Here is a 23,811-nt window from a genome sequence, read left to right as displayed (position 1 = left end):
GATGACAGTTTAACGAATTTAAACAATGCACTGCAGAAAATCTCCTTAGACTACAGCAGGCCTGTCGAGTTCAGATCGAGGAATTCATGTTGAATAAAAATCTTGGCTTTATCAGTGTGATGGGGGCAGTCATGCTGACCTTAGGCGCCTGTCAGCATCTGCCAGAACAGCATCAGCGGGTGTCCTCCCAATTAATGGCAACCCCGGCAATGGCAGAGGCCAGCCAGCAGAACGCACGCATGAACTTTAAAACGTTGCCGCAATATACCGGACAGGACCCGGTCATTGCCTTGGCGCTGGGCAGCGGCGGCGCGCGCGGTTATGCCCATATTGGCGTAATTGAAGTGCTGGAACAAAATGGCATCCGTCCGGATTTTATCGTCGGGACCAGTGCCGGCAGTATTGTCGGGTCGATTTATGCCAGCGGCAAAAGCGCGCATGAGCTGCGTCAGATTGCCCTGAACATGAAGGCTAATGATGTCCGTGACATCAAGCTGGATATGAAAGGCTTCTTTGATGGCAAAAAAGTCGAGAACTATGTCAATACGCAGGTCAACCAGTTGCCTTTAGAGCAGCTGCCAATTCCGATGTATGTGGTGGCCACCGAATTAAAACAGGGCAAGAAAGTGGTGTTTAATGCCGGCAATACCGGACAGGCGGTACGGGCGTCGGTGTCTATTCCAAGCATGTTTATTCCGACCCGAATTGCCGATGCCGAATATGTCGATGGTGGACTGGTCAGCCCGGTGCCGGTAAATGTCGCCCGCGAGCTGGGTGCGGACATTGTGATTGCAGTCGATATTCTGGCCCAGCCGATGTATACCGAAACCAGCCATGTCTGGGGACTATTTAACCAGAATATTAATATCATGCAGAAGCATCTGGCCCAGGAAGAGCTGAAACATGCCGATATTGTAATTCAGCCAGATTTACGCGAAAAAGCACATATTTTTGATGTGCAGGGTCGTGAAGCCACCATGCAGGCCGGTGTGGTCGCCGCCTATGGCAAGCTGGGGCAGATTTCGCAGGTCTATCAGCATAAAGGCTATGCCGATGGTCACCGGATTCAAACCTATAACCTGCAACAAAATACTGTTGAGATACATTCGGGGCGCTAGAATGCTGCCGGTTTTTTCTATAACTTAAGTCGAATAAAAATGACAAGAATGCTCATATCGCAATTTGCTTTTGGCGTTAATTGCCTGATGTTATTCAATAAAGGTATTTCGATTCATGCTCAAAAGGTTGTGATTAATATTTAAAGTTTATATATAAGTGTATTTTAATTCAGCTATTTAAGTTTACCTGTTGTTAATAAAGCTCTTATACTGGCCGCATCAGAATATAACGATTTATCTTAGAAGCTAAAACTGAGCAGGGCATGAGCATGAAGCAATTACACATTGGACAATCTGTACAACTGGCCAACATGGAACAAATTATTTTTACCATTAAAAAAATTAATGCCGATGGTTCCTATGAAATTGAAGCCCAGCTCGATGTACAAAATGTTTTAAATTATGGTCACGTGTCGCCGGAAATGTTGCGTCATATCAACCCGGCTTAAAAGCTCAGGCAGTAAAAAGTCCAATTTTGGGCTGAACTCATCTGCCCGAATGGAAAAAATCCACCTCCTGACGCGCCTGCTGAAATCCTGTTCAAGTGGTGTCGGGATGTGGATAAATAATTGAAAATTCAAGTAATAGCGCAAAACACTATATATTTTTCTAAATAATACCCCAATCACCATAAATAATAATGATGACTTTATTGCCGAATTGAACATTTAATTTGTGTTAAAAACGATATAATAATATTCACATATCCTGTCTTTTATAAGAGCCGAAAACAAGATGTCCCCATTAGATCAGCTTAAACCCATCTTAGAAGATCAATCTGAATTAACCATGTCGGTGTTAATGACGCCAGATATGGCAAACTTTTCCGGTAATGTTCATGGGGGAACAATTCTAAAATTACTGGATCAGGTGGCTTATGCCTGTGCCAGCCGTTATTCAGGCAGCTATGTGGTGACACTTTCGGTAGATAAAGTGAACTTTAAGGAACCAATTCATGTCGGCGAGTTGGTGACTTTCCTGGCCAGTGTGAACCATGTAGGCCGTACTTCCATGGAAATTGGCATTCGCGTCGAAGCGCAGAACATTCAAAAACGCACCGTGCGTCATACCAACAGTTGCTATTTTACCATGGTCGCAGTTGATGAGCAGGGCAAACCCAAACAGGTGCCGGCCTTAAATCTGGACAATGACTGGAAACGCTGCCGTTTTGAAGCGGCAGAACAGCGTAAAGTGGCGCGTTTACAGGAAGGTACTCATCCATCTTGCAGTATTTACAAGAAGTCGATTTAAGTCTGACTTTCACTGTGTTGAAGAAAGACCTGAAATTTTAGGTCTTTTTTTATTGCCAAATTTTTTCATACCAGACGACAAAAGAATCACTCGCCAGCCGGCACCAACTGGCTTATTATAAAACGATACGTATCGTTTCGTTTTGGGCTAGGTATGGAAACTGAAAAATCATCACGGCGGCAGCAATGTATTTTAAATGCTGTGGTCGAGGCACTGGCAGAGTATGACTATAGCCATCTGACCATTGAGGATATTGCGACGCGGGCCGGTGTGGGGAAATCGACCATCTACCGCTGGTGGAAACATAAATCCGAACTGGTGTTCGATGCCTTTAAGCTGCAAACCGCCTCGATTTTTGAACTCGACTTTAGCCAGTCTTTGCAGTTTAACCTGACCCAGCAATTGTTTAAGCTGAGTCAGGCGCTGAACCATCAGGTTGGGCGGGCGGTACTGGTGGTGATGGCCGAGCAGCGTGAAACTGCCGCAGCATTTTTTCGTGAATATTTGCTGCCACGGCGTGAACAGATGCGCAAGCTGATTCAGCTGGCGATTCAGCGTGGCGAAATTGTGGCGCAGTATCCGTTTGAACTGATGCTCGACACGCTATATGCACCGATTCATTACCAGATTATTTTCTTTAACCGGATGCCCGATGCCGACTATATTCAGCAGCTGATTGAGATGGTGCTGGCACCAGTCCGGCTTCAGCCGCTTATTGATGCGCAGGAGCGCTAAGCCTATGTCTGCTCAAAGTTCTGCTGCATTATGGAATCGTGCATTTATTCTGTGTCTTTTCAATAACCTGTTTCTGTTTGTTTATTATTTTGCCCTGCTAGCCGTATTACCAATTTATATCATGAATGATCTGGGCGGCACGGTCAAAGAAGCCGGTTTGGCTCTGACCCTGTTTCTGGTGTCCTCGATTGCCATCCGGCCGTTTTCCGGTTTAATCGTGGAAAAGCTGGGCAAGAAACTGTCTTTTCGTGGTTCTGAGCTGTGCTTTGTGCTGTTTGCCTTTTGCTATATCTGGATTGACAGCATGTGGAGCCTGCTGCTGGTGCGTTTTTTACATGGCATCTGGTTCAGTATTTTAACCACGGTGGCGGTGCCGGTGGCCAGTGACTTTATTCCAGAAGCGCGTAAAGGCGAGGGCATTGGTTATTTTGTGATGTCGACCAATTTGGGCGTGGTTTTTGGGCCTTTAATTGCCTTAACCACCATCCAGTTCACCAGTTTTCGGGTGCTGTTTGCTGTGCTGGCGGTGATTATGGCGATGGGTTTTCTGTTCTGCCTTAGCCTGAAATTACAGGATGATCGGGTCAAACCAGCTAATCTGTCTGATCCATCTGCCACGAAACCCCGGCTGAGCCTGCATGATATTGTCGAAACCCGGGTCATTCCGGTGGGGCTGGTGGCCATGCTGACTGCCTTGGCCTATTCCAGCGTGATCAGTTTTATTACTGCCTATAGTGAAGCCAAGCAGTTACTGGCCTATACCAGTCTGTTCTTTGTGGTCTTTGCTGTGTCCATGATTGTGGTGCGGCCGTGGGTCGGCAAGCGTTATGATCGTAAAGGTCCAAGTGCGGTGATGTATCCGTCCTTTGTGTGTTTTGCCATGGGACTGGTGATTGTCAGCTTTTTATCTAATCCGTGGATTTTATGGCTGTCGGCGGTGTTTATTGGTATTGGCTACGGCACCTTGTTTCCGTGTCTGCAAACCGTGGCCATTCAAACGGTCAATAAACAGCGCATGGGTCATGCGATTTCAACGTTCTTTACCCTGTTTGATCTGGGGCTGGCACTCGGTTCCGTGCTGATGGGCATCCTGATTGCCTGGATGGGCTTCCAGCTGACCTATTTACTCTGCGCCGTGCTGGTGCTGTTGACCTTGCTGCTTTACAAAGCCATGGTCACACCAACCTTGCGTCAGGCTCCCTAAGAGGCTTCAACATGGAATTAAGACATTTACGTTATTTTGTTGCGGTGGCAGAAGAGCTGAACTTTACCCGGGCCGCAGCCAGAATGTATACCGTGCAGCCATCTTTAAGCCAGCAAATTAAAGATCTGGAACAGGAGGTCGGGGTGCAGTTATTGCTGCGTTCCAACCGTAAAGTAGAACTGACTCCAGAAGGCGAGGCCTTTTTAAAGCAGGCGCGTTTGTGTCTGGACTATGCCGACAAAGCTATTCAGGAGGCGCGTCAGGTGGCACAGGCACAGAAAGCACAGCTGAATATCGGCTTTGTGCCGGTGGCTGAAATGAAAGTGTTTCCTTATATCATGCCGAATATTCGCGCCCAGTTTCCCGATTTAAAAATCCATTTTCATAGCCTGCCGGATGCCGAGCAGTTTAAGGCCTTAAGTCGGGCGGAAATTGATATTGCTTTTACCCGCTATCCAGATGAATCGGGAGCGTTTGAGTCAATCCGGATTTTTGATGAACCGCTGACCCTGATTGTGCCGAAGGATTCTCCGGCGGCCAGCTTAAAACATATCAGCATCAAAAGTTTTCAGCAGCAGGATTTTGTGATTAGTGATGAGCACGCTTCACCGCAGCTGTACAAAATTATTCAGGACTTTTTAAAGCAGTCCAGGCTGGAGATTCATGTGGTGCAGCATTCCACCAATATTCTGATGAACGTTAATCTGGTCGGGATGGGCGTCGGCTGGAGTCTGGTGCCCGCTTATGTGATTCCGCTACTTGGCGATAAAATTGTGGTGAAAAACACATTGGAACCACTGCCGATGATTGGCCTCTATGCCAGCTATCGCAAACAACATCGCAGCGAAGCGATTGAGCTGATTTTAAAAGTGTTAAAAGCGCAGTTTTATATGGATTTTGGCTAAAGCGTGTGTTACGCCTAACTGCATATCGGCGCAGCCGGTTTTTTAAAACTGGTGAAGCCGTTAAAGATGGACACAAATCAACAGCGTTTCTCGCCGGACAGCAAGCTTAAAATATAAGCATTGATGCTGTCGAGGAACTCCACATGCAACTGTATACGCATCCTCAATCACGTGGTCAGACCCTGATGCCGCTATTACAGGAGTTGCAGATTCAGGATCAGATCGAGATTATTCAGGTCAGTTGGGAAGATCTGCAACAGCCAGAGTATCGGGCCATGAATCCTTTGGGCAAAGTGCCGCTACTGGTCGATGGCCCGGTTTTTATTAGTGAAACCCCGGCAATTTTTGCCTATCTGGCTGATCATTTCTTTGAACAAGGTTTGGCCCCGGCCCTGGATGATCCGCAGCGCGGCGCCTATTTCAAATGGCTATTTTTCTGTCATGGCCCATTAACCGAATGGATTGACTTGAGCAATTTCCAGATCAGTCAGGCCCAGCTCGAACAGCATAAACGCGGTTTAGGGATGGGATTGCCGGAAGATCTGATGGCGTTTTTAAAACAGGGACTGCAGCAGGCCAACCCCTATTTGCTCGGTGAGCGTATGAGTGCCGCAGATTTGTATCTGGCGTACTGGCTGGCCTATGCCATTGCTCTGAAGGCCATTCCTTATTTGGAAGAATTCCGGCCGTATCTGCAATGGATGGCGCAGCGGCCATCCTTAAGTCAGGTGATCTGGTTTCAGCAGCTGGATCAGCATTGAAACAGCGGCATGAACATGAGCGCGAATAGCAAAAAACCACGCCTGAGCGTGGTTTTTTGAAGGGTTCATCTTATTGGGCATGCAGTTTCTGGAACAGTTGCTGACTGGTACTTTCCAGGGTTTGCGGAATTGCCAGCGCCGCAACGAAACGGTCAGGGCGTAAAATTACCACCGAGCCTGTGGTTTTGCCAAACCAGCTGCGAATTTCTGTGCCCAGATCACCAATGGTGATGACATCTGCAGAGTGTTTCGGCTGTGGATGTTTGAGCTGCACCGCAGGAATTACCTGAATAAATTTCACCCCCAGTTTCTGCCATTGCTGCATGCTGCTGTCAGACAGTCCCCATTTTGGATCAACGCCCCAGGCGATAATCGCAAAGTCATTGCCCAGTACGTCATCCAGCAGCACCGTTTCACCTGAGGCCAGTTGTACCTGCGGCTGAATAAACATTTTACCGACTGGCGAGTGTTTATCGGTTTGTGGCAACAGGGCGCCATCCTGATATTTCGGCATCGGCTTAAAGCGCATTTCCAGTAAATACTGTTTAATGGGCTTGATGTAATTCAGCACATAGGAAATACCATCACGGATAATACCTTGCCATTGTTTTGGCGGTGCCAGCACATGCCCGGCCATCACCGATAAATCAATCATGGCTTTGGCATGGTCTTTACGTTCAATCTGGTATGAATCGAGCAGCTCGGCAGCGGCTTTGCCCTGAATCACCAGCGCCATTTTCCAGGCCAGGTTAAAGGCATCACGCATGCCGCTGTTATAGCCCTGACCCTGCCACACCGGCATAATATGTGCTGCATCACCGGCCAGTAAAATCCGGCCGACACGGAATTTTTCGGCAATACGCGCATTGTGGGTATAGACGCGCTGGCGAATCACCTCGATGCCATCGGTGGTTGGCAGTATTTTAGACAGTAACTTGGCGATATTTTCCGGTTTGCTCAGTTCTTCCTGGGTTTCGCCCGGCATCACCATAAACTCGAAACGGCGGATGCCATGTGGCAGGGCGGCGGACACATAAGGACGCACCGGGTCACAGCACAGATAAATATGCGGCGTGGCCAGTGGGTCATTATCAATATCAATCACAATCCACTGGTTCGGAGCTGTTTTACCATCAAAGGCAATATTCAGACGACGGCGTACCAGAGAATTGCCGCCATCGCAGGCAATCAGATATTGTGCCTGAATCACTTCCTGCTGACCCTCACGGGTATGCAGTTTGAGCGTCACGCCGTTGGCATCCTGAATAAATTCGGTCAGTTCCCGGGAAAAAAGCACTTGGGTCTGTTCATATTGGGTCAAGCCGTTTAACAGCACCTGATCGACCTGCGGCTGGATAAAGGCATTACGGCGCGAGAAACCAAATTCGCGGGTCAGCGGTTGAATATCGGCGAAGCAGCGGCCTTTTGGGGTAAGAAAGCGCATGGCATGATTGGGCGTGGTATGCGGCAAGACCTGATCGACCAGACCTAAAGACTGAATAGTCCGCAACGATTCATCATCAATCCCGATGGCGCGTGGGTAATCAATCAGGCGATCCAGCTGTTCCACCACCATCACCTGAATACCTTGTTTGCTTAAATAGTTGGCGATGGTTAAGCCGACCGGACCGGCACCCAGAATTGCCACTTCAGTTGTATAGTTTGTTGTGTTCATCGCGAGGTCCATCCATCACGTCAGATTAACGCCCATTAACGGTGAAAGGCCGGGATTCAACAAGTTATGCCATAGTGGAAACAGAGGTCGACTGTAGAGGGTAGTAAATAAGATAATTTTTATAATTGATTGATTGGAATAATTTTTTTAATCAATACGCGATCATTCAGGATGATGTTACGATCATTTATTTCTATAGTAAGAAGATCATTTTTATAAAAGTGAAACCGCATCAAAGCGGTTCCACCTTCACGCAATAGTATTGAATACGGTGCTGCCATCAAAGATAGCAACGCACAGTATGGCAACTCTTAACGTGCAGTTTTCTCTTTGTCATCGCTTGACGCGGCTTCAGACGCAGGCTGATCTGCTGCACCGGCATTGGCCGCTGATGCTGGTTGTTCCTGGGTGCTGACAATCACTTTGTCTTCAGTTTGGGTATTGGCTGGTGCTGCCGGTGCAGCAAAAGTGGTTGCGGTAGCAGCCGCAAACGTGGTCGCAAGTAAAATTTGAGTTAATTTCATGTTAGGCATCCTTTAATATTCATTTTAGAGTTGACCTCGTATGCACATCACCTGCATCGAGGACAGGCTTCATGCTATGCCGCAGTAGGAGATTGAGCAATCGAAGCAACAAAGCAAAAAATCTGCTTAACATTGGCTCTACATGAATGAAGAAAATGTAGCAATTGGGTAAGAATTTACCGTTTTTTGCATCTAAAATTGGCGAACTTGCAGAGGAGATGGCCAGAGTTATCCCCATGCCGGGATAAATAAAATTACATTGCCGCCGATATTGCAGCGTTACGGAGAAAAACTGCAGGCAGATAAATGTAATTAAATTTTTCTAAAAGATAGCAAAGGTAGGTGCATTTTCTGGCTCAAGCTGAAAAAATCTCAGCCAGAAAGCTGCAGTGCTGGCTTGAACCACATGGCAATCTTGCATAGCATGCAAACGTTGCCCAGCCAAAGAGTAGACCTGTGAAACTGATTGCACCGACACGCGCCGTTCCGACCCATATTATTTCCGGTTTTCTGGGGGCCGGGAAAACCACGCTGTTACAGCAATTGCTGCGTCAAAAGCCGGAGCAGGAAGTCTGGGCGGTGCTGATGAACGAATTTGGCCAGATCGGCATCGACCAGCAGATTTTGCCGCAAAGTGAAGGTTTTGAAATTAAGGAACTGCTCGGTGGCTGTTTATGTTGCAGCAGCCAGTTACCAATGCAGATTGCCTTGTCTCGCTTGCTGGATGAAGCCAAGCCCGACCGGCTGTTTATTGAACCCACCGGATTGGGCCATCCGCTGCAATTGCTGGAACAGTTGACTGAACCGCACTGGCACAGCCATCTGGACATGCGTGCCTTGGTGACTGTAGTGGATGGTTCACGTTTGCACGATGCCGACTGGACCCAGCAAAACCTGTATACCGACCAGTTAAAAGCCGCCCAGATTATTGTGATTTCACATCCGGATCAGATGCAGCCGGCAGATGAACAGGGCCTGGAAAAATTAAAACAGGAATATCAGGCCTATGCACCGCGCTGGCTAGCTGCTGAAAACGGTCAGCTGCCATTGGCTGAAATTGATCTGGCCCATGTCGGCATCCAGCGTAAAATCCAGCCTTTATTGCAGCTGCAACGCACACTGCCGGCACAGGCAGAGCTGCCGGAAATTAAACAGTTGCCCTATCATTATGTAGAAACGGCGCAGGGGTATTCGGTGGCCGGCTGGAAATTTTCCCGGCGCTGGCAATTTGACTTTTATGCATTGCTGGATCTGCTCTGTGAACAGCAGGACTGGTTGCGGATTAAAGCAATTTTTCACACCAATCAGGGCTGGAAAACCTTTAATTTCAATCCGCAGCAATTTAACTATCAGTCATCGCCCGAAAATACCGATAACCGGATCGAGCTGATTTATCGTAACACCCGGGACTGGAGCGCGTTTGAGGAACAGCTGCTGGCCTGTCGCATTGACAATACTGCCTAGAATCTGTTCAGCACGGGGCAGCAAAATCCGATATGCTAGGCGCCAAATTTGAGGATCACGTGTATGGCGCTTAAAGCAACAATTTATAAAGCAGATTTAAATATTGCCAATATGGATGTGCATCAATATGGTGACTATCAGCTCACCATGGCCTTGCATCCGTCTGAAACCATCGAGCGCCTGATGGTGCGTATTCTGGCATTTGCCCGCTATGCCGATGAGGCACTGGAATTCACCAAAGACCTGTTTGAAACCGATGAGCCGGCGCTGTGGCAAAAAGATCTCACAGGTCAGCTAATAAACTGGATTGAAGTCGGCTGCCCGGATGAAGACAAGGTCAAAAAAGCCAGCGCCCGTTGCCAACAGGTGGCGGTGGTGGCCTATGGCAGCAATGTCGATGACTGGTATAAACGCTCCAGCAAGCTGAAAACCCTGAAAAATGTTCAGGTCTGGAAACTGTCTACCGCCACCACCGAAGCAATTCAGCAACTGTGTGAACGTACCATGCAGCTACAGTTAAATGTGATGGATGGCGAATGGATCTTAATTGGCGATCAGGCCCAGGCTGTGATTGAATGGGAACAGTTGCAGTAACCCATCCGGTTGCTGCTGTGGTGTCAGGTCAATAAACGGCTGCAATTTAGCGGCCTAAATTATGCAGCTGTCATCAATTCCTTTTATACTCATGCACAATTGATTTGGTTGAAGAGAGCAGACGCATGTCAAAAGAATTAGAAATTATTGATTTAAAAGTGGGTGAGGGCAAAGAAGCGGTCAAAGGCGCTTTAATTACCACTCACTATACCGGCTGGCTGGAAGATGGTACCAAGTTCGACTCTTCCATTGACCGCGGTAACTATTTTGAAACCGTGATTGGTACCGGCCGTGTGATTAAAGGTTGGGATCAGGGCATTCTCGGGATGAAAGTTGGCGGTAAGCGCAAGCTGATCGTGCCATCCCATTTGGCATATGGCGAGCGTAAAATTGGCAATATTATTCCGGCCAATTCCAACCTGATTTTTGAAATTGAATTATTTGACGTGAAAACCCGCGACGAATAAGCCTTCCACATTCCCTGACCGGAGAACAGGATGTCTCTGGTCGGCTTGTGCAAAAATAGTGCAAAAAGTAATTTGAAAGCCCTTCAATACACAGTACATTAAAATCATTCCTTTCCAATGTCTGCAGGGATTATCATTCTATTGGAACAGCGCGCGTACTTTCGGATTTCTCTCCTGTTGATGGCCTGGCTGTGTCTGTGTGCACTCAGCCTTGCTCCGGCGCGAGCACATCATTATGATTCCCCACCAGACTCCTATTATCAGCAGCAGCTGATTACGACCCTGCAGTTTAGTGAACGCTCCAGCACCAATTTGGATGGCTCGTGGCTGTTTTACAATCAGCAGTTTATTCAACAGCCCAGTGCAGTACTGACTGCAGAACGGGTGCATTTACCGGCTTCTTTTCAGCAACTGACTGGCCAAATGGAAGGCTATGGCACATTTATTGGGCATTTTCAGTTGCCAAAAGAGTTTGTCGGTCGCCGCATTGCGATCTGGATGCCTAGCCAGCAGGGTGCCTACCGGGTGTATTTAAATGGTGAGCCGCTGGCACGCGTGGGGGAAGCCGGTCCTGATGCTGCCCGCCATGAAAACGGCAATAGTCATCGGCTTGCCTATTTTATTGCCGACAGTGAATATTTTACCCTGGCGATTCAGGCCTCCAGTTTCCAAAACTTCAGGGGCGGGCTGGAACATTCAATAAAAATTGGACTCAGCCGTACCATAAACTACCAATACCAGCGCCTGATGATGAGCGTGGCCATGATCAGCGGTGGGGTGCTCGGGATTGGACTGTTTACCCTGGTCTTTTCCTTTTTCCGTGGGGTGATGCCGCCGAATGCACAAAGTGTGTTTGTATTTGGCATTTTTATTGTGTTTCTGGCGCTGCATAACCTGTTTGCAGCCCCGTATGCCTATACCGCCTTTACCGACATCAACTGGATCTGGGGACTGCGGCTGCAATATCTGTTCAGCTTTCTGGCCATTTTATTTTTCTTGAGCTATATGTTCCTATTTAACCAGCGTTATTTACATCGCTGGGTATATTGTGCTGCGCTGTTGCTCATTGCCATTAATCTGGTCGCTGCATTATGGGCACCGCCGATGGTGCTGGAACAGCTGGCGTTATGGAGTTCTTTATTCAGTCTGCTGGTACTGGTCAATTTTATCTACGGTTTTGCCGAAACTTTGCGGCAGAAACTGAGTTATTCCAAATTAACCATATGTGCGGTATTGCTGCTGTTTGGCAGCTTTATTCATGATCTGTTGCTGGCCTTAAACCTGATTGAATCAATTCCTTTATCGTTTATTTCTACCAGTCTGTATGCCTTGCTGATTATGCTGCAGCAGGCACGTAACTATGCGCGTGATACTGCCTATATTGAAAAACTGAATAACCGTTTGCTGAGCCTGAATAATTCGCTGGATGTTAAAGTCAAGGAACGTACCGCCCAGTTAAGCCAGTTAAATGCCAAGCTGGAATTGCAGGTAAAAATTGATGCGCTGACCGGTGCCTATAATCGCCGTGCCTTGAATGATGAAATCCTGCTACGTTTTGAGCAGACCTGTCAGCAGCCTGAACATACCCTGGCGTTTGTGATGCTGGATGTCGATTATTTTAAAAAATATAACGATCATTATGGCCACTTAAAAGGAGATCAGGTTTTGCAGCAGCTGGTGCTGATCTTAAATCGTGCCTTGCCTGAAAATGCCTATGTGGCACGTTATGGCGGTGAAGAATTTGCCTTGATACTGCACAATGTCCCGATTGCCTTATTAGAGCCGATGATGGTACAGGTATTACAGGCGGTTCGTGCCGAGCAAATGCAGCACATTGCCCGTCAGGATACGAAAGACTATGTTACGGTCAGTATGGGCGTGGCCTGGATGACCGGCAAGCAGCCCTATGCCAGTGTACTGGAATTTATGAAAGCAGCCGATCAGCAGCTGTATCTGGCCAAAGAAGCCGGCCGGGATCAGTGCAGGATTGCCGGACATTAAGCCAGAGAAAAATCTTTAGTCCAGATATTTGACCAAAGGAATATGTAAAACAGGCTCAATTGCCTGCGGCTGAATCTGAAAGCCATATTTTTGATAAAAGGGCAGCGCCGTGCGAGTGCTGGCCAGCACAATCCGTTTCATCTGGCGTTGCTGATAATAATGCAGCACTTCATTGAGCAGCAGCTTGCCAATACCGCGCTGCTGGACATCGGGCGCGACATAATTCATTAATACTTCACCCTGATCGCTGGCCAGAATAAAACCGACCACCTGATGCTGTAGCTCATACACCCAGCAGTTGTTATAGTGCATCAGTAACAGCAGATTTTCCTGATTTTTATTTTCGAGCAGGCGTTGAATCTTGATTTCACGATGTTGATGATCGAGGCTACAGGATCGGATACTGTCGTGCAAAACGCGAATAAGGCTCGGGACATCTTGAATTCGAGCGGATCTAATCATTGTGTTGGTAAAGGCATAAACAAGCACCTATTTGAATGTAAATAAACCTTCAATAAAATGACAATCTTGTTGTGATTTACGCAGTTTTTTAGGCGTTGTGAGAATTTTTTATTGGGGGATTGATACTGTTTTGTGTCAAAATGAATAAAAATACAGCAGTTTGGCAGCGTAGATGCGATAGGATCATTTTCATGAGCGCATGGAGTCACCCTCATCGTCAGGCATGATCCATCTGTAAGAGTGCTGAGATAAGAGACACGAGACCAAACGTTGGGAAATGAGAACCGAACCATTGAGGTAAGCGGGCTTATGGCAAAAATACTGGCAATCCTCCTGATTTTTCTGGCCTTTTATGCGCTGTGGAAAGTCATGATCAAAATCAGAATTAACCGTGCCTTTCAGAAACATCAGGCCGCCTATTGCAATATGGTGCAAGGCCCGATTAGCCAGAAATGCCCGCGACCGGTTGAAGAGGTGATTGAAGAAGTCGCTGCCTATGAACAGCAATTATTTGACGATGTCGCAGCGTTATTTTTAAGCCTAAAAGTTTCTACTTCCGACCCTGATGATGCCACAACCATACAGCAAGAATTACTCAATAAAATGCCTGCTAAAGCCCAAACGCAGATTCGTCAGTTAGATTTAGGTGAGTGGTCGATTTACTGGAGTTTTTATCAACAATCTTTGGAATATTATGTGGGTAAATATGGTGTTTTTATTACCCATGTAGACCGTTTTGGACAAGAACATAAATATAATCATGCAGATGTATAAAGCCAATTTTATCGGGTGTTTATTTTTTATTGTTTTGACTTGTGCTTAACTCAGTCTGAGTTTGAGCAGTATTACAGAAACAAGGTATCATGCATTTTTCTTTTTCATAGGCTGCATCAATGTCGGTTTTAGAAATAATTGCTGTATTGATCAGTGTCTTAGGCGTGACGTTAACCATCAAACGGCATATTGCTTGTTGGGTGGTAAATTTTATTGCCTGTTTGTTGTATGCCTATTTATTCTTTGAATATCAATTGTATGGCGAAACAGTATTGCAAACCTTATTTATGGTAATGGCAATTTACGGTTTTTACCAGTGGAAAACTACACAGCAAGACACTCAAGCCATCGTGATTCAGACCTTATCGCAAAATAAAATGCTGCAGCAGCTTATACTCAGTATGGGCTTGGGGCTTATTTTTGGTCTAAGTTTAATGCAGTGGACGCAGGCATCTGTACCGTTATTAGATGCACAACTTGCAGCTTTGAGTCTGTTGGCAACCTATTGGACCAGTCGTAAATATTTGGCTACATGGTTGCTTTGGATTGTGGTCGATCTACTCTACGTAGGCATGTTTATTTATAAAGCTTTATTTTTAACCGCAGCGCTTTATGTAGGATTTGTGGTATTGGCTTATTTAGGATGGCGTGAATGGAGCAAAATACGTCAGCAACAACATGTGCAAGTTTTGCCTTAAAGGATAAGCATGAGTAACCTGATCCATTTTAAACAGGCACAGCTTGCTCAGTTTGATCATCTTGCACAAAATATTCTGTCTAATCCAGAACGTTATTTACAGTTCGATTCAATTGCAGATTTTTATCAAGCCCAATGGTTGGATGATTTTCCTCAAGGCACCACTTGGTATGCCACAGGATTGGATGATGGGGCAGAGCATTTTTATGCCAAAATCGAATTTTGTGGGCATTATCTTACTTTATATAGTCATGATATTTATGCTGCTGAATTTGGCATCCTACACACAGATTTGAACAATTAGAGTCAATGACAACAGGTGGAAAAAATACTTTAATAGCCTGAAAATAAAGTTGTATTTAGGATATAAAACAACTTATACCCGTTGAGCATCAGCCAAATTATATTGCACGATGATGCTAGACCTACTCCATCAATAAACAAAATAAAAGGAACTCAAATGGCTCATCAATTTACTGTTAATGCCACTATTCATGGCGTTTCAATTGACGAATTTAAGCGTTTAGTGGCAGATATTGCGTTACATGAAGCGGTGTGTAAACGTATTCCAGGTGAAAATTTAGAAATTTTAGAATCAAAAAAGAATGGTGATATTTACACCCTGCGTCGTGCTTATAACTTGGATGTGAATATTCCAGATATGGCAAAAAAACTATTAAAAGATGCATTTCGTTTAAAACGTAATGATGTGACCAACTTATCAGCACTTACTTCTACAGTTGAGTTGGGCGCTAACTTACCTTTGGAAGCCAAAGGCGAGCGTACCGTTACAGGTAATCAAGAAAAAATTGAAATTCAGTTGGACTGGACCATTAAAGTTAAAGTTCCATTGATTGGTGGTATGTTAGAAAAACATGCAGAAGGTGAAATCCGTCGTTTCAGTGAGCTAGAAATTAGCATTGTAGAAGATGAGCTTAAGAAAAATTTAGCCGCTTAAACTGTTTATTTAAAACACGAATGCTTAATTTGTATTTAGCGCTGCCTATTGGGTGGCGCTTTGTTTTTTTTGTAGCTGGGATGGCTGCACTTGGTCATTTGCAGCACTGGTTTTTAAGTCAATTGTAGATGCGAAGCATAATATATTAATTATTTAAATATATTATATTTATTATGCTACTATTTTAATCACATCTAAATTGACTCTGAGATCAACCATGAAATTGATTAAGCTGTTGTGTCTGTCTTTATTCCTGAGCTTTGCAAGTCTATCGCCTGCTATGGCAGAGAATAACAAAGATCCGCTATTTGTATTGCTCACCAGTAATGATGCACACCGTACCAAAATGGCAATTGGCATGAGCAATAACCAGTTTGGCAAAGGTCATCCACTGACCATTTACTTGGTTGATCAGGGTGTGATGTTGGCATCTAACCGTTTTGAACATAAATATGCTGAGCATCAAAAAATGCTAAAAAGCATTATGGCCAAAGGTGGTGAGGTCTATATTTGCAAAATGTGTATGGATCAGTATGGTGTTGCCGAGGGTGATTTAATCAAAGGTTTAAAATATTCAAATCCAGATGTGATGGGTGAAGCGATTTTCCGCCCAGGCACACAGACCCTGAGTTGGTAATATTGCTGCTTTAAAGTGCAAAAGCCTTGTTGAAAAACAAGGCTTTTTTTATTGAAGGAAGTTTTAACGCATGGCGTATTTTTTTAAACGATAATCCAGTGCGGCAAGTGAAATTCCCAATAAGCGGGCAGCTTCAGATACATTCTGTTTGGCTTTTTGCATGGCGGTCATAATCAATTGTTGCTCATGCTGTTCTAAGTCAAAACCTTCGGTGACCAATCTGTCTAAATCTGTGCTGTCTTGCACATCTTCAGCATCGTGTTCATGCTTTTGTGGGAATAACGCATTCAGTTTAATCATTTGTTGCGCTTCGGTGAGCAGTACTGCACGCTCCAACAAGTTTTCCAGTTCACGAATGTTGCCTGGCCAAGCATAACTTTGCATAAAGGCGGTGGCTTTTTCACTTACTCCCTGAATTTGTTTGTCGTACATTTTTTCAAAGCGTTTTAAAAAGTGCTCAACTAAAAGGAGGATATCTTCAGAATCACAAGCGGGTTTACCGCATTTACTGTGAGTTGGCACTGAATCTGCGTATTAAACCGAGAAGAAGACTAAAACGGCATGCGCCTGAACCATTGAAAGAACCAATCCGAGAAAATCAGGTTTGGTCATTAGATTTTATGCATGATCAGCTTTCCGATGGTCGCAAGTTTCGATTATTGAATGTGATTGATGATTACCGCCGCGAAGGCCTAGCCATTGAAGCAGGGTTCTCATTGCCCACAATCAGGGTTATTCGTACGTTGAATCAATTGCTGGAGTGGAGAGAAAAACCGTTAGTGATCCGATGCGATAATGGTCCCGAATTTATCAGTCACGAATTTGTGCGCTGGGCGACTGAGCACGGTATTCGTATTGAATATATTCAACCGGGTAAGCCACAGCAGAATGCGTATATTGAACGCTATAATCGGACCATACGTTATAGTTGGCTGAGCAAGCATTTATTTGATACTTTGGATGAAGTACAAGATTATGCAACAAACTGGTTGTGGCATTACAACCATGAAAGACCACATCAAGCTAACAAAGGAAAGCCACCTCTAATGGCTGCTTAACCTCTACTTTTAACTTCGGTTATTTATGGGAGGATTACCTCTGAAATTGTGAGTTGAGCAGTTCTGATTCTTAAGGAACCACAGTTTTGTTTGAGAAACTCCCAATAAGTTGATTCAAATTTAAGAAAAAAATCATCAATTACGCAGAATAATTCGGTACTATTGAACATCAGGACTAGAGTTGTGAGTTTGGTGTGGTAACTCAACTGATGGCTCTAGTCCTCTTATTTTTCAAGTCAATTTCTTATCCGCGATTCAGGTTACTTAAAATCTGGTTGGTCGGCTGTAATACCACAAACAGATACAGGGTGCGCAGCGCAATCACCGCACTTAACAGCAACAGTGACAGGCGTAACAGGCGATCCAGTTTCTGCTTGAGCTTGACCTGATATAAAGCCTTTAAATTATGCGAAAAAATCAGGGTAATGGTGATGGTCAGCACCAGCATCCGCTGTGCATATTGCTCATCAAACACCGAAAAATACACATAAATTGACTCGGCAATGGTAATTAGCACCAGAAGAAATGCCCAGCGCGTAGTGACATTCAGCCGTAAATGAATGGCATGGGTGAACATCGCACAGCTGATAAACAGCAGCGTGGACGGAATAAAGCTAAAGGTCGGCAACACTTGGGCGGAGACCACGGTAATGATCAGTACGGCCAGACCCGTACACAAGGTCGATGCGGCATACCACAGAAAATAGGTGGGAATCGGTTGGAACAGCCGCAGCAGCAGAATGACGCTGCCAAAGGCCATCATAAACAGCGGGATTAGCACACTGTAGAGGGAGAAATTTTCGGCTAACATGAACAAATTGCAGGTAAGTCAAAAAATCGCGCCATCATAGCAGCTTCTCCCAGACAGTGATCTAAAAAAGTGCACAATCTTGAACGCATAATTGAATCAAGAAGATTTAGAAAAGCGATGCGTGTAGCGATGCTGTAACTGCCGGGCCAAAACGTGCCGGCTTGCGGTATAAAATAAAGTTGCCATCTACAACAATGATAATGCCCAAAGAAGGACCCACCCTATGCAAACGCCTGTTCCAGATTATTTAAAGCATGTTTTGTCACAATGTCAGCGCAATGTGGGCGGGCAGCTGGCCGATTATATTCCGGAACTGGCACAGGCTGATCCTAACAAGCTGGCGCTGGCCCTGTCCACCGCAGATGGCATGATCTATTCCAGCGGTGATGATGGTCATGAATTTACCATCCAGTCCATGTCCAAACCCTTTGCCTATGCACTGGTGTTGGAGCAGTTGGGCATTGAAGAAGTTTTGCAAAAAGTAGGTGTTGAACCCTCCGGAGAAGCCTTTAACCAGATTTCCTTAGACAAAGAACTGAATATTCCGAAAAACCCGATGATCAACTCGGGGGCGATTACCACCCATTCATTAATTCAAACTACGGCTGGCATTTCACGGGCCGAGCAGCTGCGCCGTTTTTTAAGTGAACTGGCCGGACGGGAATTAAGTTTTGATGAGCAGGTCTATACCTCCGAAATGAAGACCGCATTCCGGAACCTGTCGATTGGCTATATGTTGCGTACTGTCGGTGCACTGGACACTGACCCGGTCGAGATTGTGAATGGGTATATCCAGCAGTGTGCAATTAAGGTCACGGTTAAGGATTTGGCACACATTGCCAGTGTCTTGGCCAATGGCGGCCTACATCCGAAAACGGGCGAATGTTTACTGGATCGGGCCGTGGTGCGGCAGGTGTTAAGCGTGATGCTGAGCTGTGGTATGTATGATGCTGCCGGAGACTGGCTCACGACAGTGGGGATTCCGGCCAAAAGTGGCGTTTCAGGTGGGATTATTGGTGTGCTGCCAGGGCAGGTCGGTATTGCGGTATTTTCACCGCGCGTAGATGAACATGGTAACAGTGTCCGCGGGATTGATATTTTCGAGCGCTTATCTGCTGATATGGGCCTGCATCTGATGGAAGGGACGCCTTCCGCACAAACCATTATTCAAAGCTGTTATTGGGCTGGCAAAAATGATGATGTTCGCGTCTATGAACTGCGTGGGGTGTTGCAGTTTACCGAGTCAGAAATGTTGCTGCGCAATTTACAGGAAGAGCCACCGGGTGATACGACGATTGTACTCGATCTGACCAACCTCACCTTAATTCATGATGTGGGTGCACGGATGCTGTTTGAAGGAGTAGAGCGTTTGCAGCAAGATGGACATCGTGTGGTGGTGGTTGATTCGGAAGGACTGTTAAGTCAAACGCAAATTCAGAAGCATGCAGCGGTGCTGGTTCAGGAAGAGCTAGAGCGTTATTTGCAACAGTATGAATGAGGAAAGGGCCTCTCCTTCAACTTTTCTGGCGCTTTGTTTTAAATACCTCTCCCTGACCCTCTCCTGAGAGGCAGAGGGGGAACTTTACGCGAATTTGATGGTGGTTTTGGATTCGTAATTCATTTAATCACATGACAAAGTCCCCCTTTGAAAAAGGGGGATTTAGGGGGATTTTTAGTTCCCCCTTTAATAAAGAGGACTAGAGAGATTCTTAAGAAATCGAATCATCCAAATTTGGCGCTAACCAACGTTTCGCTTCATCCAGTGTCCAACCTTTACGCTGCGCATAATCTTCAAGCTGGTCGCCTGCGATTTTACCCACGTTAAAGTACTGGCTTTCAGGGTTGGCATAGTAGAAACCACTGACTGATGAAGGTGGCCACATCGCGAAGCTGCTGGTCAGTTGTGTGCCAATCTTGTCGGTTGAACCTAACCAGTCAAATAGTGGTGCTTTTTCAGAATGTTCAGGACAAGCAGGGTAGCCCGGCGCCGGACGAATCCCGACATATTTCTCTTTAATCAGCTCTTCATTCGACAGTTGTTCATTGGCCTGATAGCCCCAGAACTCTTTACGGATACGTTCATGTAAATGCTCGGCAAAGGCTTCGGCAAAACGGTCACCTAAAGACTGTACCAGAATGGCATTGTAGTCATCGCCTTTGGCTTTGTACTCATTGGCCATTTCTTCTGCACCAAAGATCGACACGGTAAAGCCACCTAAATAGTCTTCCGCTTCACCTTTTGGCGCGACAAAATCGGCCAGTGACAGGTTCGGTTTGCCAGTGACTTTGTCTGACTGCTGACGAACGTGCTGGAAAGTATGCGTGACATGCGTACCTGTTGCATCATACACTTCGACTGAATCTGCACCGGAACGGTTGGCCGGATACAGGCCAAATACCGCGCGCGCATCAAAGCGTTTATTGTCGATAATATCTTTCAGCATCGCCTGCGCCTGATTGTATAAATCGGTCGCTGCTTCACCCACCACTTCATCGGTCAGGATGGCTGGGAATTTACCGGCCAGACTCCATGAAATAAAGAATGGCGTCCAGTCAAAATATTCAACCAGTGTTTCCAGCGGATAGTTGGTCAGGGTCTGGGTACCAATAAAGTTTGGTTTTACCGGTGTATTGGCTTTAAAGTCAATTTTCAGGCCGTTTTCAATTGATTCTGCATAAGACAGTTTCGCCGCTTTCGGCTGCTTGTTGGCAATCCGCTCACGTACTTTGGCATATTCAGCACGGGTGTCTGCTACAAAGGCTGGTTTCATCTCTTGTGACAGCAGGGTAGTTGCAACACCAACAGCACGTGAAGCATCAGCCACATAAATGACCGCATCATTGGAATATTGCGGATCAATTTTCACAGCCGTATGCGCTTTCGAGGTAGTCGCACCGCCAATCATCAATGGAATATTGAAGCCTTTACGCTGCATTTCTTTGGCCACAAAGACCATTTCATCCAAAGATGGGGTGATCAGACCCGACAGGCCAATAATATCGACTTTTTCATCAATCGCAGTTTGCAGGATTTTCTCTGCCGGTACCATCACGCCCAGGTCAATAATGTCATAGCCGTTACAGCCCAAGACCACACCAACAATGTTTTTACCAATATCGTGGACATCGCCTTTTACTGTGGCCATCAGCACTTTACCTTTGGACTCGCCCACAGTTTTTTCTGCTTCGATGTACGGGTTTAACCAGGCCACCGCCTGTTTCATCACACGGGCCGATTTCACCACTTGCGGCAGGAACATTTTACCGGCACCAAACAGATCGCCGACCACGTTCATACCGTCCATGAGTGGACCTTCAATCACATCTAGCGGACGTTTGGCTTTTAAGCGGGCTTCTTCGGTGTCTTCATTAATAAAGGTGGTAATTCCTTTGACCAGCGCATATTCCAGACGTTTTTCCACCGGCTGGTTACGCCATTCCAGGTTTTCTTCTTCTTTTTTAACGCCCGACTGACCGCGATATTTTTCCGCGACTTCCAGCAGTTTTTCCGTAGCATCCTGACCGCTGGTACCCTGATTCTGGTTCAGAATCACGTTCTCAACCGCATCTTTCAGTTCCGGGTCAATATCATCATAAATGGCTAGCTGACCAGCGTTTACAATACCCATGGTCAGGCCCTGTTTAATCGCATAGTACAGGAACACGGCATGAATTGCTTCACGCACTGGCTCATTACCACGGAAAGAGAACGACACGTTAGAAATACCGCCAGAAATCATGGCATGTGGCAGATTCTGTTTAATCCAGCCCGTCGCTTCAATGAAATCCACCGCATAGTTGTTGTGTTCTTCAATACCGGTTGCAACCGCAAACACGTTCGGGTCAAAGATAATATCTTCAGCCGGGAAGCCCACGTCATTGACCAGCACATCATAAGAACGTTTACAGATTTCTTTTTTACGTGCGGCAGTATCGGCCTGACCATTTTCATCAAAGGCCATTACGATCACGGCAGCACCATACTGACGGCATAGACGCGCTTTTTCGACAAACTCGTCATAACCTTCTTTCAGGGAAATCGAGTTGACGACAGCTTTACCTTGTACACATTTCAGACCGGCTTCAATAATTTCCCATTTAGATGAGTCAATCATGATTGGCACACGGGAAATGTCCGGCTCAGAGGCCACCAGATTCAGGAAGTGCACCATCGCGCCCTGTGAATCGAGCATGCCTTCATCCATGTTGATGTCGATGACCTGTGCACCGCTTTCAACCTGTTGACGGGCCACATCCAGCGCTTCGGCAAAGTTTTCTTCACGAATCAGACGCAGGAATTTTTTCGAACCGGTCACGTTGGTCCGCTCACCGACGTTCACGAACAAGGAATCTTTGGTGATGTTAAATGGTTCTAAACCACTTAAACGGCAGGCAGGTTCAATTTCTGGCAGTTGACGCGGTGCAATACCTTCAACGGCTTGTGCAATGGCACGGATATGATCCGGCGTGGTGCCACAGCAACCACCGGTAATATTAATTAGACCGCTTTCGGCAAATTCTTTTAAGAAGGCAGCAGTTTGTTCCGGGGTTTCATCATAACCGCCAAAGGCATTTGGCAAGCCGGCATTCGGGTGTGCAGAAACAAAGACATCGGCCACATCGGATACGGTTTTTACGTGTGGACGCATGGCATCTGCACCTAAGGCACAGTTAAAGCCAATAGAGAGTAAATCACCATGACGCACCGAGTTCCAGAACGCTTCGGCAGTCTGGCCGGTTAAGGTACGGCCTGAGGCATCGGTGATGGTGCCGGAAATCATCAGCGGTAATTCGCGGCCCAGCTGTTTAAAGACTTCTTTTACCGCAAAAATTGCCGCTTTACAGTTCAGGGTATCGAAAACGGTTTCAATCAGCAGAATATCGGCACCGCCTTCAATCAGGGCGTGCGCAGCTTCAATATAGTTTTCTTTGAGTTCATCAAAAGTGATATTACGGAATGCCGGATCATTCACGTTTGGTGAAATTGAACAGGTGCGTGACGTTGGCCCCAAGACACCCGCCACAAAACGTGGTTTTTCCGGTGTTGAATATTTTTCACAGGCAGCTTTGGCCAGACGCGCAGCTTCACGGTTAATTTCCGGAACCAGCGTTTCCATGTGGTAATCCGCCATGGAAACACGCGTGCCGTTAAAGCTGTTGGTTTCAATAATGTCAGCGCCGGCATCTAGGTAGGCTTCATGAATACCTTGAATAATCTGCGGCTGGGTCAGTACCAGCAGGTCATTGTTGCCTTTCAGGTCATAGGCCCAGTCAGCAAAACGCTCACCACGATAATCGGCTTCTTCCAATTTATGGCGTTGGATCATGGTACCCATGGCACCATCGATAATTAAAATTCTTTTGGCAAGAAGTTCTTTCAGGGTAGCAAGCGTGGACATAAAAAACCCTTGTTTTGATGAATCAGAAATGCGCAATATTTTAGCAGAGTTCGACTGCTTTTTTCCGCAATTGATGGGATGGAACGGAACTTTGTGGCATCTTTGCTGAAAAAGTATACGTTTTCATGGGCTTATTTTGAAAATATACACATCGTTATAAATAAATCATTGTAAGGATTCATAAAATTGTCATATAGCTATGGCAGTATGAGAGAGTCTAAAAATGGGCCGGGTTTTGCTGTACTTGTAATATTTCAGTGTCATCAAAGATGACAGCAGTGACGGAAAACCGGATGAAGATGAGATGGTGGTTTAT

The 23,811-nt window shown here is 46.0% G+C and carries 22 protein-coding genes and 3 pseudogenes; 18 read left to right on the top strand and 7 right to left on the bottom strand.

Annotated features, from left to right (window positions below):
* Positions 1–86 precede the first annotated feature (86 nt).
* From FTT89_RS03100 to FTT89_RS03070, 7 genes are all read left to right on the top strand, one after another.
* Positions 87–1,118, top strand: a complete 1,032-nt coding sequence (locus tag FTT89_RS03100) for a patatin-like phospholipase family protein (protein ID WP_180087680.1) — start codon at positions 87–89, stop codon at positions 1,116–1,118.
* Positions 1,119–1,387: 269 nt separating this feature from the next.
* Entirely contained in the window at positions 1,388–1,567 is a 180-nt protein-coding gene (locus FTT89_RS03095; protein ID WP_225876368.1) for a hypothetical protein, read from the top strand.
* 286 nt (positions 1,568–1,853) lie between these two features.
* On the top strand, positions 1,854–2,369 hold the full coding sequence (locus FTT89_RS03090; protein ID WP_005179490.1) for an acyl-CoA thioesterase: 516 nt from the start codon (positions 1,854–1,856) through the stop codon (positions 2,367–2,369).
* Positions 2,370–2,522: 153 nt separating this feature from the next.
* Entirely contained in the window at positions 2,523–3,104 is a 582-nt protein-coding gene (locus FTT89_RS03085) for a TetR/AcrR family transcriptional regulator (protein WP_160241108.1), read from the top strand.
* Positions 3,105–3,108: 4 nt separating this feature from the next.
* Entirely contained in the window at positions 3,109–4,308 is a 1,200-nt protein-coding gene (locus tag FTT89_RS03080; protein ID WP_168370091.1) for an MFS transporter, read from the top strand.
* Between the two features lie 11 nt (positions 4,309–4,319).
* Positions 4,320–5,213 carry a LysR substrate-binding domain-containing protein gene (locus FTT89_RS03075; RefSeq protein ID WP_075174579.1) on the top strand — a complete coding sequence of 298 codons (894 nt, stop codon included), beginning with the start codon at positions 4,320–4,322 and terminating at the stop codon, positions 5,211–5,213.
* 143 nt (positions 5,214–5,356) lie between these two features.
* Entirely contained in the window at positions 5,357–5,974 is a 618-nt protein-coding gene (locus FTT89_RS03070; protein WP_005179481.1) for a glutathione S-transferase family protein, read from the top strand.
* A 70-nt stretch (positions 5,975–6,044) separates the two neighbouring features.
* On the opposite strand, the gene FTT89_RS03065 is transcribed toward FTT89_RS03070, so the two are convergent.
* Together FTT89_RS03065 and FTT89_RS03060 are read right to left on the bottom strand one after the other, a co-directional pair.
* Positions 6,045–7,649, bottom strand: a complete 1,605-nt coding sequence (locus FTT89_RS03065) for a bifunctional 3-(3-hydroxy-phenyl)propionate/3-hydroxycinnamic acid hydroxylase (RefSeq protein WP_180134255.1) — start codon at positions 7,647–7,649, stop codon at positions 6,045–6,047.
* A gap of 311 nt (positions 7,650–7,960) precedes the next feature.
* Positions 7,961–8,173 carry a hypothetical protein gene (locus tag FTT89_RS03060; RefSeq protein ID WP_168384290.1) on the bottom strand — a complete coding sequence of 71 codons (213 nt, stop codon included), beginning with the start codon at positions 8,171–8,173 and terminating at the stop codon, positions 7,961–7,963.
* 456 nt (positions 8,174–8,629) lie between these two features.
* On the opposite strand from FTT89_RS03060, the gene FTT89_RS03055 reads away from it, so the two are divergent.
* From FTT89_RS03055 to FTT89_RS03040, 4 genes are all read left to right on the top strand, one after another.
* Complete coding sequence (locus FTT89_RS03055; RefSeq protein WP_104505543.1) at positions 8,630–9,637, top strand: GTP-binding protein; 1,008 nt, start codon at positions 8,630–8,632, stop codon at positions 9,635–9,637.
* 63 nt (positions 9,638–9,700) lie between these two features.
* The gene (locus tag FTT89_RS03050) at positions 9,701–10,231 is read left to right on the top strand and encodes a YaeQ family protein (protein WP_180108435.1); all 531 of its coding nucleotides are present in this window, start codon (positions 9,701–9,703) and stop codon (positions 10,229–10,231) included.
* Between the two features lie 125 nt (positions 10,232–10,356).
* Positions 10,357–10,698, top strand: a complete 342-nt coding sequence (locus FTT89_RS03045) for an FKBP-type peptidyl-prolyl cis-trans isomerase (protein WP_005179461.1) — start codon at positions 10,357–10,359, stop codon at positions 10,696–10,698.
* A gap of 117 nt (positions 10,699–10,815) precedes the next feature.
* Entirely contained in the window at positions 10,816–12,699 is a 1,884-nt protein-coding gene (locus FTT89_RS03040) for a diguanylate cyclase (RefSeq protein ID WP_180108434.1), read from the top strand.
* A gap of 15 nt (positions 12,700–12,714) precedes the next feature.
* Here the strand turns inward: FTT89_RS03040 and FTT89_RS03035 are convergent, their stop codons facing one another.
* Complete coding sequence (locus tag FTT89_RS03035) at positions 12,715–13,113, bottom strand: GNAT family N-acetyltransferase (RefSeq protein ID WP_228148571.1); 399 nt, start codon at positions 13,111–13,113, stop codon at positions 12,715–12,717.
* Positions 13,114–13,470: 357 nt separating this feature from the next.
* On the opposite strand from FTT89_RS03035, the gene FTT89_RS03030 reads away from it, so the two are divergent.
* The 5 genes from FTT89_RS03030 to FTT89_RS03010 all read left to right on the top strand — a co-directional run bounded on the left by FTT89_RS03030 (position 13,471) and on the right by FTT89_RS03010 (position 16,227).
* Complete coding sequence (locus FTT89_RS03030) at positions 13,471–13,935, top strand: hypothetical protein (RefSeq protein WP_104505545.1); 465 nt, start codon at positions 13,471–13,473, stop codon at positions 13,933–13,935.
* Between the two features lie 119 nt (positions 13,936–14,054).
* Complete coding sequence (gene pnuC / locus FTT89_RS03025) at positions 14,055–14,633, top strand: nicotinamide riboside transporter PnuC (protein WP_104488711.1); 579 nt, start codon at positions 14,055–14,057, stop codon at positions 14,631–14,633.
* Between the two features lie 9 nt (positions 14,634–14,642).
* Entirely contained in the window at positions 14,643–14,936 is a 294-nt protein-coding gene (locus FTT89_RS03020) for a hypothetical protein (protein WP_104488712.1), read from the top strand.
* Positions 14,937–15,092: 156 nt separating this feature from the next.
* Positions 15,093–15,590 (top strand): DUF2505 domain-containing protein, encoded by a 498-nt coding sequence (locus FTT89_RS03015; protein ID WP_104488713.1) that lies wholly within the window; start codon positions 15,093–15,095, stop codon positions 15,588–15,590.
* A gap of 217 nt (positions 15,591–15,807) precedes the next feature.
* Positions 15,808–16,227, top strand: a complete 420-nt coding sequence (locus tag FTT89_RS03010) for a DsrE family protein (RefSeq protein WP_104505546.1) — start codon at positions 15,808–15,810, stop codon at positions 16,225–16,227.
* A 63-nt stretch (positions 16,228–16,290) separates the two neighbouring features.
* Here the strand turns inward: FTT89_RS03010 and FTT89_RS03005 are convergent.
* Positions 16,291–16,707 (bottom strand): annotated as a pseudogene (locus FTT89_RS03005) (helix-turn-helix domain-containing protein); the annotation flags it as partial.
* Here FTT89_RS03005 and FTT89_RS03000 point away from each other — a divergent pair.
* Positions 16,698–17,285 (top strand): annotated as a pseudogene (locus tag FTT89_RS03000) (IS3 family transposase); the annotation flags it as partial. The pseudogenes FTT89_RS03005 and FTT89_RS03000 sit on opposite strands and share 10 nt — an antisense overlap.
* A 35-nt stretch (positions 17,286–17,320) precedes the next feature.
* Here the strand turns inward: FTT89_RS03000 and FTT89_RS02995 are convergent.
* Positions 17,321–17,455, bottom strand: a pseudogene (locus tag FTT89_RS02995) (IS982 family transposase); the annotation flags it as partial.
* Between the two features lie 74 nt (positions 17,456–17,529).
* Complete coding sequence (locus FTT89_RS02990) at positions 17,530–18,096, bottom strand: hypothetical protein (RefSeq protein ID WP_228153072.1); 567 nt, start codon at positions 18,094–18,096, stop codon at positions 17,530–17,532.
* 223 nt (positions 18,097–18,319) lie between these two features.
* Between FTT89_RS02990 and FTT89_RS02985 the strand changes: the two genes are divergently transcribed.
* Complete coding sequence (locus FTT89_RS02985; protein ID WP_168393757.1) at positions 18,320–19,594, top strand: glutaminase; 1,275 nt, start codon at positions 18,320–18,322, stop codon at positions 19,592–19,594.
* Between the two features lie 211 nt (positions 19,595–19,805).
* Here FTT89_RS02985 and metH read toward each other — a convergent pair whose 3' ends face one another.
* Positions 19,806–23,495, bottom strand: coding sequence for a methionine synthase (metH, locus tag FTT89_RS02980; RefSeq protein ID WP_168390106.1), 3,690 nt, complete (start codon positions 23,493–23,495; stop codon positions 19,806–19,808).
* Between the last annotated feature and the right edge of the window lie 316 nt (positions 23,496–23,811).

Source organism: Acinetobacter sp. YH01025, assembly GCF_013420185.1.
Lineage (GTDB): Bacteria > Pseudomonadota > Gammaproteobacteria > Pseudomonadales > Moraxellaceae > Acinetobacter > Acinetobacter indicus.
The sequence above is the reverse complement of the archived record's forward strand: the minus strand, read 5'-3'. Positions and strand labels throughout refer to the sequence as shown.